Origin of the sequence: Amycolatopsis sp. M39 (assembly GCF_001651785.1) — a bacterium.
Lineage (GTDB): Bacteria > Actinomycetota > Actinomycetes > Mycobacteriales > Pseudonocardiaceae > Amycolatopsis > Amycolatopsis rubida.
This window is the reverse complement of sequence record NZ_LWSF01000004.1, coordinates 846,472-856,767: the sequence shown is the minus strand read 5'-3', so window position 1 is coordinate 856,767 and position 10,296 is coordinate 846,472. Positions and strand designations below refer to the sequence as shown.

The window sequence follows — 10,296 nt, the reverse complement described above, 5'->3', positions numbered from 1 at the left end:
AGAGAAAGACATCTCAGGTTCTTAGAAGTCAAGCCGCGATCGTGAGTGGAGGTGGAAAGGCCTGATGTTCGTCGTAGAGACGGCGGGTGCGGAGGCAGTGGTGGAGCTGTCCGAGGAATTTGTTGAAGAGGTGACGTTGGGCTTGGTGGTTCCAGTCTCCGACGGCGCGGCGGGTGTCGAAGTGGCGTCGTGCGCCGGGCGATGCGCGCAGGGAGCTGAGCGCCCAGATCGGGCCGACCGCGGCGAGGCGCCGGTTTTTGATGTGCCGGTGCGAGACTACGGTTTTCCGGCCGCTGGCGCGGGTGATCGGAGCGGAGCCGGCGTAGGCCTTGAGCCCGCGAGGGTCGGCGAAGCGGGCGCGGTCGTCCCCGATCTCGGCGAGCACCCGGGCGCCGGCCAGCGGCCCCAGGCCGGGGAAACTGGTGATGATCTCGGCGTCCGGGTGCCGCTCAAAATGGGTTCGCGTCGCCTCCGCCAGGTCGTCGGAGGCCGCGCATGCTGCCTCGAATTGGCTCAGCAGAGCCGAAAACTGGATGCCCATCGCGTTCTCCACGATCGGCGGCTGCCGCAACCGCTGCGATCGGAAGATCCCGTGGAGACGGTCGACGTCGTGGTCGACGTTGCGGCGGCGTCCGGCCTTGGCCAGCAGTGTCCGCAGGCGAGCGCGGGTCAGCCTCGCCGCGAGCGCGGGCGTGGGCGCCGCGGCGAGCACTGTGCGCGCATCACGCCGCGCCAAACCGCCCTCGGGCAACCCGGCGAACGCGTCGAGCGCGGCCGGATAGAACTCTTTGAGCAGCGACCGCAGTTGGTTGCCCAGCTGCTGGCGGCCCCAGACCGCGTCCTGCTGCGCTCGCGCGAGCACCCGGACGGCCTGGGCGAGGTCGGTGTCGGCGGGCAACGGGCGGTGCGCGCCGGCGTCGGTGCGCACGATGTTGGCCAGCATCACCGCGTCCGCGGCGTCGGACTTCGCGCCCGAAACCTGGTGCCGGGCCCGGTAACGCGACGCCGAGAGCGGGTTGATCGCATAGATTGCGCGGCCGGTCGCGCGCAACGCGGCCACCAGCAGCCCGCGGTCGGTTTCGATGCCCACGGGGATCGGGTTCTCGGCGGTGTCGCCGGCCTGGGCGAGCAGGTCGAGCAGACGGGCGAACCCGGCCGCGTCGTCGCCGATGCGGGCTTTCGCGACCACGGTCGCGGTGTCGTCGATGATGGCGACATCGTGGTGGGATTCTGCCCAGTCGATGCCGCAGAACAGCGTCAAGCTGTCACGTCTCCTTCGTTATTTCTGCTGGTCACGGGTCCAGGCGGGGTCACGCAGCGCCCTAATCGCGGGACTCGGCGGTCCGTCATCTCAGTAGCCGTTCGCGACTCCAGCACACCGCAGGAACCTCGTTCTGCCGAAGAGCTCACGGCTCGGGAACACATCGAGAGGTCACCTCCTGCGGAGGACTCGAGCAACGACATCCCACCACCACGATCACCAGTCCACCGGCAGACGCGCCGTTCTTTCTCAGGTCGTCGAGCGACTGGAGACAACCAGGCATCGCCGCCGGCGGACCAGCACCAACCGACCCGCGTCACGAGCCGGAAGAAACACCCCTACTACCGATTAGGAGCCCACGATGCTTCGCCCCCGCTCGACCGCGCCGCCCGCCCCGCCTGAGCCCGTTCCGCCGGGCCCGGTGGAGCCCGACCCGGTGACGCCGGGACCGGACCGTCCGCTTCCTGACCCCGAGCCCCTCCCGCCCGAGTCGGAACCCGGCCCCGAGCTGGCGGCGGCCCGTCCCCGCCCGCTCGCGTGGCTCTCGGTCCCCGCGACGGTCGGTGCAGGACTCTTTGCGGGAATCTGACTCCCGCAAAGAGTCCTGCACCGACCTGCGCAGCGGCGGACCGGGTCCCGACGATCCGGGCAAGTCCGAAGCCCTTCGCAGCTGAGTTCTCCGGCGGCCTGGCCCGCACGCGCCGCCGCTGTTTTCGATGCGCGAGGCTCCGGCCGCGAAGGCCGCTGGCCGCGTCTCGGCTGAATCCCGGAGCCGAGCCGCCCGCTCAGCTGACCGCCGGCCGTTCCGCGCGAACCTCAGCGAAGCACCCGGAACTCCCGGCTCAGCCGCGAAACCCGCCGGCCGCCAGTGCCGCGTCCACCTTCGCCCGGTGCGCCTCCGCCCACTCGTCGAGCGTCTGCGCCTCCTCCTTCGCCAGTTTCGCCCGCGCGTCCACCAGCACCCGCGGAGCGTCCGCCCCCGGCACCACGACCACACCTTCCTCGTCCGCGACGACGATGTCCCCGGCGTGCACCGTCACCCCGCCGCACCGAGCGGGCTCGCCGAGCGGCGTCACCGCGGCTTTCGTCCCGGGAATCGGGAGCACGCCCCGCGCGAAAACCGGAAAACGCGCCTCACGGACCTCCGAGAGGTCGCGGATCACGCCGTCCAGGACGAAGCCCGCGACGCCCCGGCGCTGAGCGGTCGCGCAGACGTTGCCGCCGGCCAGTGCGTAGTCGACGTCGCCGGATTCCGCGACGATCACCGCTCCGGCGGGCGCGCGATGGATGGCCGCGTGCAGCATGAGGTTGTCACCCGGCGGGCAGCGCACCGGGTACGCGGGCCCGGCGATCCGCGGCACGGGACCCCACAGGGGCCGCACGCCGTAGTCGAGCACCTGGCCGCGGCCGAGCAGGTCGGCCAGCGTCGTGGTCGGGATGTCGGCGAAACCGTCGTCCATGGACGGCGATGCTCTCACGCGCGGCCCGGCCGGATACCGTTCCGTGGCACCGATCACGGAGGAGAAGATGGCTTTCCGGCACACCGTCGCCCAGTCGCCGGTCGGCGACCTCACCCTGGTCGCCGACGGCAGCGCGCTGGTCGCCGTCTACTTCGACGGGCACAGCCGGACCCCGCGTTTCCCGGACTTCGGCCCGCGCGCCGACGACGGTTTCGCCGACGCGGCTGAGCAGCTCGACGAGTACTTCACCGGCCAGCGCCGGACCTTCGAGCTCGAAGTGGACCTGCGCGGCTCCGAGTTCGAACGCCGCGTGTGGCAGCTGCTGACCCGCATCCCCTACGGCGAGACGCGCACCTACCGCGACCTGGCCCTCGAACTGGGCGAACCCGGCGCGGCCCAGGCGGTCGGCAACGCGAACGGCTGGAACCCGCTGAGCATCGTCGTGCCGTGCCACCGGGTGGTCGGCAGCAGCGGCGGCCTCACCGGATACGCGGGCGGCGTCGACCGGAAACGATTCCTGCTGCAGCTGGAAGAACCGCCCGCCGACGACGCCGGACGCCTTTTCTGACGGATCACCCGAGCGAGGCGCGACCGTGCTTCCAATACCCCTGGAACGCGATCGCCTGCTTCGGCACCCCGCGCTCCCGCGTGAGGAACCGCCGCGCGCCGGTGGCCAGCCCGCTTTCTCCGGCGACCCAGGTGTAGCCCGGCGGATCGGAAAGATCGAGCTGGCCGAGGACGTCGAGCGCGAGCCGCCCGGGCAGCCGGTCGTCCTCGCGGACCAGCCACTGGACCTGGGTGCCGAGCGGCACGTCGACCGCCTGGATGTCGTCGCGCGCCCCGACTTCCAGCAAGACGGTGGCCCGCAGACCAGGCGAGGACTCCAGGATCGCCAGCGCCGCCGGGATCGCGCTCTCGTCGGCGAGAAGAAGCTGCGTGACGCCCGCTGGCGGCAGGTAAGCGATCCCCTCGTCGAGGATCCCGACCTCGTCGCCCGGCCGCGCGTTCTCGGCGAACTTCGAGGCCGGACCGCCGTCGCCGTGCACCGCGAACTCGATGTCGACCTCGCCGGGCCGCGTCGCCCGGATCGTGTAGTTCCGCACCCATGGCCGGGACGCGGCGCTCATGAGCATGTGCTGCGCGAGCCAGCGGGTGCTCGAAGCGGTGGGGAGACGCAGCCCGCGCTGACCCTCGCGCGGGAAGAACAACCGGCACCACTGGTCGAACCCGAGCGGCGTGAAGTCCACGAGATCCTCCCCGCCGGCGGTGAGGGTCACGAAATGCGTGGACGTCCGCTCGGCGCGCAGCACGGACGCCCGGAGCAGCCGCCTGCTGTCGGGCGTGCGGCGCTGGGGGAGGGTCGGCATGATGGATCCCGATGTCATTTAGGTAAGGCTTACCTTATTAAGGGTAGCCGGTGCTGCGCTGGGACGGCAAGGGCCGAAACCGCCCTGGTCGCAGCTGTGCGTACGCCTTGCCTAGGCGGGCGCGTCCGTTCGGGCGGGCCTTGCCGAGCGCCGCATTCCTTGGGCGATCACTCTCTGTGTCACTCATGTGGGTGACAGTTGACCGCTCAATAATCCGGCTCGACGTGACACTCTGTGGAGTACTGCGCGTCGGCCCCGGGTGCCGGGCCGAGGTTTCTCCGTGTGGCGACTGTGCGAATGAACGTGCATCTTCCCGTGTCAGAGCCGGTTCGCCGCAGTTCGCGGACGCGTCAAGAGGTCTGGACAAGTCACGGCCGGAGTGCCCGTCTGGGGTCGAATCGGTGACCGCGAAGAGTAGCGAAAACCGTCACTCGAACCGTTAGGCGACGCTGAGGGACCGTTCACCGCGACACTGCCAGTAGAGCTGGCTGGTGACGCACCGTCTTCGCCAGGATGAGCGCATCCGGGGCCCGCGCCGCACGACAGGCGGGACCCGGACAGCCGTCGGAACCGGTCCGCCGGCCGGAAGGGAAAGGGATGACGACCTCATGACGGTGGTTCCCTGCCTCGCCGACCAGCCGCGCCGAACCGGGCAGCCGCGCCGGACCGGCGAGCCGCCCGCGCCGGAGGAAAGCGCGGTGCTGGTCCTGGAGCCTCAGCCGGAGCCCGCTGGGGAAACGGAGCTGCCCCGCGACCCGCAGGAGAGGCTGGCGCGGCCTGCCGACGCGGCGGCCGAGGATGCCAGCAACGCGGCGAAGGCCAGCGCAGCCGCGGGCGATGCGGCCGAGCCAGGCAACGCGGCGAAACCCGAGCTGGTTGCAGGCAGTTCGGCTGAGCCCGCCCAGTCCGGCGACGCGGCGGCCAGCGGCTCGGCGAACGCCCACCTGCCTGCGAGCAGTTCAGCCGAGCCCGCCCGGCGAGGTGGTGTGGCGGCGGGCGACGGGGCGAATCCTGGCGCGGGCGCGAACATCCCNCCGGCGAGGTGGTGTGGCGGCGGGCGACGGGGCGAATCCTGGCGCGGCCGCGAACATCCCGGTGCGGCCGGCCGGGCCGGTCCGCCCCGATCGCGAGCATCCTGCCCGGCGAGGTGGTGTGGCGGCGGGCGACGGGGCGAATCCTGGCGCGGTCGCGAACATCCCGGTGCGGCCGGCCGGGCCGCTCCGCCCCGATCCCGAACATCCCGCCCGAGTCCGCGTCGTCGTCGACTGGGATCTCTGCTCCCGCCCGCCCCGCCGGGTAGCGACCCGGGACGAGATGGTCGCCTCCGCGCACCGCGTTCTGGCTCGGCGCAAGCCCGGACGGCACCGCAAGCCCGACACTCGCGATCCCTGGCTGTCGCGCGCCGCGGATTTCGTCGTCGCCTGGGCGTCCACGCTCCGGATGGCGTTGCTTCTCCTCGCCGGGACCGCGTTCCTCACCGGCCTTGTGCTGATGAACAGCCCGATCACGGGCGTGGCGGTGACCTCCGCGACTCTCGCCGCGGGCGTCGCGGCGTGGGCGGCCCGGCCGCGAAAGTCGCCGACGCATCGTTGCTGACCGATGTCGATCCCGCGCCAGGCCGTTCGACGAGGATGTGCCGGCTGGACGAAACCAGCCCCGACCCGAGGAGCGGTCAATGCGTTTCCTGATGATGCACCGGCTCGACGAAAGCGCCCCCGAGGCCTGGAACCCCAGCCCCGAGTTCATGGAGAAAATGGGCGCGTTCATCCAGGACTGGACCGAACGCGGCATCCTGATCACCGCCGAGGGCGTGCACCCGTCGGACAAGGGCGCGATCGTCCGCAAACCCCGCGGCGCGACGCCGGCCGCGACGGACGGGCCGTTCACCGAGGCCAAGGAGGTCATCGGCGGGTTCGCCCTGGTCAACGCCGCGGACCGGGCGCAGGCGGTCGAGTACGCGAGCCAGTACGCGGACCTGTTCGACGAGATCGAGGTCGAGGTCCGGCAGGTCGTGGAGTTCGACGACCTCCCGGACCTGACCGCGAACTAGCCCAGCGCGCCGGGCATCCGGCCGCATTCGCGAGCCAGGTCCTTGTCATTGGTTGACCCGCACCGCGTCTCGGGCGGATCTTCGTTCCGGGGAACGGGGGTCCGGGGAGGCAGCGGTGCGGGTCATGCTCACGGCGACCTTGACAACGATGTCGGCGCTGCTGCCGGTCCAAGCGAAAGCGCCCCAGCCGGCGGCGAACATCGTGGTGTGCGACAAATACTGCGACGACCGAGCCGCCGACCAGGCGTCCAGCGACCGGATCGCGGTCACGACAGCGCTCGACGACCGGATCCTCCAGCTCCACTTCGCCGACGGCGACCCGATGGGCTGGGCGGTCGTCGACCACTCGCGCCCCGGCGACCAGGTGTGGCTCGACCGGTCCTTCGAGGGCGGCGCGACCTGGGACGGCGGCGCGCGGCTCGGGCTCACCACCGCGCCGTCCGGGGTCGGTGGCTGGCGCACCCGGATGGACAACAACGACGACTGGAACAACCGCGGCGTCGGCGCCCTGCGCGCGTGCGGCAGCGCGGTCGACACCGGCCGGATCGCTTGCACGCCTTGGGCACGTACCCGCTGGAACGCGGCGAACCGCGCGCAAGCGGCGGCGAACCGCGATGATGGCGCTCTACGACAACGGCACCGGCTACTTCCGCGACGGCGGCGGCTGGGGCACCGCGGTTTCGCTGGCCGCGGTGATCCGCAACGCCTCGGTCAGCCGGATGGCCAGCTACGACTACGCGATGGCCGCGACGTACGACAAGAACGTCAACGTCGGCCGCGGCCAGTTCCGCGACGAGTTCTCCGACGACACCGGCTGGTGGGCGATGGCGTGGCTCGACGCCTGCGACCGCACGGCCAGCAGCGCTACCTCGCCACCGCGAAGGCCGGCGCCGACCACATGCAGACCTTCTGGACCGGCGACTGCGGCGGCATCCGGTGGAAAGAAGGCCTGACGTACCAGGCGGCCATCTCCAACAGCCGGTACATCCAGGTCAACGCCGCCCTCGCGGACCGCACCGGCGACGCGACCTGCCGGACCCGGGCGCGGCAGGGCTGGGAGTCGGTTCCGCGGCAAGGGACTCGTCGGGTCCGAGGGCCTGGTGGCGGACGGCATCGACGGCACCAGCTGCGCCGCGGTCGGCCAGCGCTACACCTGCAACCAGGGCGTGTTCGTCTCCGGCATCACTGCGCTGGCCAAGGTGACCGGCGACCAGAACCTGATCAGCACGGCCCGTTCGGTGGCCGACTCGACGACACGCACCGGTTCGTTCTTCACCGGCTCCGACGGCATCGTCCACGACCCGGGCGAGGGCGGCAGCTGCACCGACGACGGGTCGTACTTCAAGGCCGGACTCGTCCGCGGTCTGTCCGAACTGGACGCCGCGACACCCGACGCGCCCTACCGGGATTTCCGGACCAGGCAAGCGGATTCCGCGTACGCCCGCTCCCGCAACGACTTCGACCAGTACTCGCGCTCATGGTCCTCCAGCGCGAACAAGGGCGCGGGCTGCCAGGCCGCGGGCTCGCCCTGATGAACGCCACGCACTAGCCCGGTTGGTGACCGGCAGCACGCCCGTCTCCGCGAGGCCTGTCCGGGTACGGTTGACGGTGCCACGGAATCCTGCGTGGTTCATGCGGACGGGGAAGGGCGATCGTGGAGCTGAAGGTCGGGTACAAGGCGTCGGCGGAACAGTTCGGGCCTCGCGAGCTGGTGGAGTTCGCGGTGCGGGCCGAGGAGCTGGGGCTGGACTCGGTGTGGGTGTCGGACCATTTCCTGCCGTGGCGGCACGAGGGCGGGCACGCGCCGTGGGCGCTGGCGTGGATGCCCGCGGTGGCGGAGCGGACCAGCCGGGTGCTGATCGGGACCAGCGTCTTGACGCCGACGTTCCGGTACAACCCGGCGGTGATCGCGCAGGCGTTCGCGACGATGGCGCTGCTGTCGGGTGACCGGGTGATCCTGGGCGCGGGCACCGGCGAGGCGTTGAACGAGATCGCGGTGTCGGGCCGGGAGTGGCCGGAGTTCAAGGAGCGGTTCGCGCGGCTGCGCGAGTCGGTGCGGCTGATGCGCGAGCTGTGGAGCAAGGACAACGTCGACTTCGAGGGCGACTACTACCAGCTGGTCAACGCGAAGATCTACGATCGGCCGGAGCGTCCGGTGCCGGTGTACATCGCGGCGGGCGGCCCGGTCGTGGCGAAGTACGCGGGCCGGGCGGGCGACGGGATGATCTGCACGTCGGGCAAGGGCATGGAGCTCTACACCGAGAAGCTGATGCCGGCGATGGCCGAGGGCGCGGCCGCGGGGGAGCGGGACGCGTCGAAGGTGGACCGGATGATCGAGATCAAGATGTCGTACGACCGGGATCCGGAGAAGGCGCTGGCGAACACGCGGTTCTGGGCGCCGCTGTCGTTGAGCGCGGAGCAGAAGCACACGGTGTCCTCGGCGGAGGAGATGGAGCGGCTGGCCGACGAGCTGCCGATCGAGCAGGTCGCGAAGCGGTGGATCGTGGCGTCGGACCCGGACGAGGCGCTCGCGCAGATCAAGCCGTATCTCGACGCGGGCCTGAACCATCTGGTCTTCCACGGCCCCGGCCACGACCAGGAGCGTTACCTCGGCCAGTTCGCCGAGGACGTGCTGCCGCGGCTGCGCGCGCTGTCCTGACCGCGATGCTCGGGGAACCCCCGTCCGGCTTCGGCCGGGCGGGGGTTTTCAGTCTTCGCTGGGGAAAAGGATCGGGCTGAGCAGGTATCGCGTGCGTCCTGGAGCGGGAGCGTTGGCGAGCGCGGGCGCGATGGCTTGGCGCATGCCGTCGATCATCGCGAGCAGTTCGTCGCGGTCCAGCCAGACGGCGTGCTGCCGGTAGCCGACGAGATCCTCGACCGGATCCGCCTCGTCCCGGCTCAGGTAGGCGTCGAACTCGGCGACCAGTGCGGCGGTCGCGGCGGCGAATCCGCGCCGGTGGTCGTCCGGAGTCAGCCGGGCGATCGCGGTCTGATCGATCGACGCGCGTTCCTTGCGCAGCCGGTAGGTCCGTTCGACCGCGCCGCGCACGCGCTGTTCGCCGGCCACTTCGAGGACGCCGCCGCCGGCGAGGAGGTCGACGTGCCGGTAGACCGTCGCCTTCGAAACGTCCGGGAGCAGCGCGCCCAGTTGCGCGGTGGTGAGCATCCGGTCGCCGCGCAGCGCGTGCACGATCCGCAGCCGCACCGGATGTCCCAGCAGAGTCAACACGTCCACTCCTGAATAGTCTCATACAGTGCTACCATTCGCATATATTGAGAACAATGCGAGCTGTCGCCGGGCAGGTGAGGGACGGCCGGTTTCGCGAGGTGGAGACGCGGTTCTCGCCGGAGTCGCGGGCGGCGGTGCCCGGCGTGGTGCTGGAAACGGCGTGGAATGCGCAGGTCGGCGAGCACGGTCCGGTGACTGCGCTCGGCGAACCGGCCGCCGAGCCGGCGGGCCCGGGGCTGACGCGGGTTCAGGTGCCGGTCGTCTGCGCGCGGGGCGGATTCCTCGTGATGCTGTCGGTCGACTCGACGGGAACCGTCGCGGGGCTTCGGTTCGCGTCCGCTGTGGGATGGACCGAACCGTCCTATGCGGACGAATCGGCGTTCGTTGAGCAGGATGTCGTTCTTTCCGCGGAACCCCATTCGGCACGGGGGACGCTGACCGTGCCGCGAGGGGAGGGGCCGTGGCCGGGCGTGGTCCTGCTCAGCGGAGGCGGAATCTTCGACCGCGACGAGACGGCCGGGCCGAACAAGCCGCTCAAGGATCTCGCGCGGGACCTGGCTTCTCGCGGCGTCGCGGCGCTGCGCTTCGGCAAGGTGACCTACGCCCGTCCCGAGCTGGCGGCCGCGCCTGGCTTCACGATGTCGGCGGAGTACGTGCCGCATGCCGTCGCGGCCGTTCGTCTTCTGCGGGCCCAGGGCAGCGTCGATGCTTCGCGGGTGTTCGTGGCCGGGCACAGCATGGGCGGGAGGGCCGCGCCGCTCGTGGCGGCTGCCGAGCCCTCGGTCGCGGGGCTGGTTCTGCTGGCGGCCGACGCCGAGCCGACGCACCGCGCCGCGGTCCGGGTGGTCCGGCGTCTCGCTGCCTTGGACGCCGGGATCGAGGCGCTCGCCGAGCCGATCGCCCGCCAGGCCGGTGCGGTCGCGGATCCG

At 71.2% G+C, this 10,296-nt stretch carries 9 protein-coding genes and 2 pseudogenes; 6 read left to right on the top strand and 5 right to left on the bottom strand.

Going from position 1 to position 10,296, the window contains the following annotated elements:
• Nucleotides 1–28 precede the first annotated feature (28 nt).
• Both A4R44_RS14570 and A4R44_RS14565 read right to left on the bottom strand, forming a co-directional pair.
• Nucleotides 29–1,261 (bottom strand): IS110 family transposase, encoded by a 1,233-nt coding sequence (locus A4R44_RS14570; protein ID WP_095213324.1) that lies wholly within the window; start codon nt 1,259–1,261, stop codon nt 29–31.
• 842 nt (nt 1,262–2,103) lie between these two features.
• Complete coding sequence (locus tag A4R44_RS14565; protein WP_067580087.1) at nt 2,104–2,721, bottom strand: RraA family protein; 618 nt, start codon at nt 2,719–2,721, stop codon at nt 2,104–2,106.
• Between the two features lie 43 nt (nt 2,722–2,764).
• On the opposite strand from A4R44_RS14565, the gene A4R44_RS14560 reads away from it, so the two are divergent.
• A complete protein-coding gene (locus tag A4R44_RS14560; RefSeq protein WP_369805894.1) occupies nt 2,765–3,289 on the top strand; it encodes a methylated-DNA--[protein]-cysteine S-methyltransferase in 525 nt (174 codons plus the stop codon).
• A gap of 4 nt (nt 3,290–3,293) precedes the next feature.
• Here A4R44_RS14560 and A4R44_RS14555 read toward each other — a convergent pair whose 3' ends face one another.
• On the bottom strand, nt 3,294–4,088 hold the full coding sequence (locus tag A4R44_RS14555; protein WP_067580085.1) for a siderophore-interacting protein: 795 nt from the start codon (nt 4,086–4,088) through the stop codon (nt 3,294–3,296).
• Between the two features lie 1,047 nt (nt 4,089–5,135).
• Here A4R44_RS14555 and A4R44_RS14550 point away from each other — a divergent pair.
• Nucleotides 5,136–5,684, top strand: a complete 549-nt coding sequence (locus A4R44_RS14550) for a hypothetical protein (RefSeq protein WP_157904866.1) — start codon at nt 5,136–5,138, stop codon at nt 5,682–5,684.
• A 79-nt stretch (nt 5,685–5,763) separates the two neighbouring features.
• A complete protein-coding gene (locus A4R44_RS14545) occupies nt 5,764–6,138 on the top strand; it encodes a YciI family protein (RefSeq protein ID WP_093575131.1) in 375 nt (124 codons plus the stop codon).
• Between the two features lie 45 nt (nt 6,139–6,183).
• Here A4R44_RS14545 and A4R44_RS50280 read toward each other — a convergent pair whose 3' ends face one another.
• On the bottom strand, nt 6,184–6,675 hold the full coding sequence (locus A4R44_RS50280; RefSeq protein ID WP_232791595.1) for a hypothetical protein: 492 nt from the start codon (nt 6,673–6,675) through the stop codon (nt 6,184–6,186).
• On the opposite strand from A4R44_RS50280, the pseudogene A4R44_RS52330 reads away from it, so the two are divergent.
• The 3 genes and pseudogenes from A4R44_RS52330 to fgd all read left to right on the top strand — a co-directional run.
• Nucleotides 6,605–7,138: pseudogene (locus A4R44_RS52330) on the top strand (hypothetical protein); the annotation flags it as partial. The gene A4R44_RS50280 and the pseudogene A4R44_RS52330 overlap by 71 nt on opposite strands.
• Nucleotides 7,139–7,226: 88 nt before the next feature.
• Nucleotides 7,227–7,670 (top strand): annotated as a pseudogene (locus tag A4R44_RS14530) (glycoside hydrolase family 76 protein); the annotation flags it as partial.
• Nucleotides 7,671–7,792: 122 nt separating this feature from the next.
• Nucleotides 7,793–8,797 (top strand): glucose-6-phosphate dehydrogenase (coenzyme-F420), encoded by a 1,005-nt coding sequence (gene fgd, locus A4R44_RS14525; RefSeq protein ID WP_067580074.1) that lies wholly within the window; start codon nt 7,793–7,795, stop codon nt 8,795–8,797.
• Between the two features lie 48 nt (nt 8,798–8,845).
• Here the strand turns inward: fgd and A4R44_RS14520 are convergent, their stop codons facing one another.
• Nucleotides 8,846–9,373: a helix-turn-helix domain-containing protein gene (locus A4R44_RS14520; RefSeq protein WP_067580072.1), complete on the bottom strand. Its 528-nt coding sequence runs from the start codon at nt 9,371–9,373 to the stop codon at nt 8,846–8,848.
• Nucleotides 9,374–10,296: the final 923 nt, after the last annotated feature.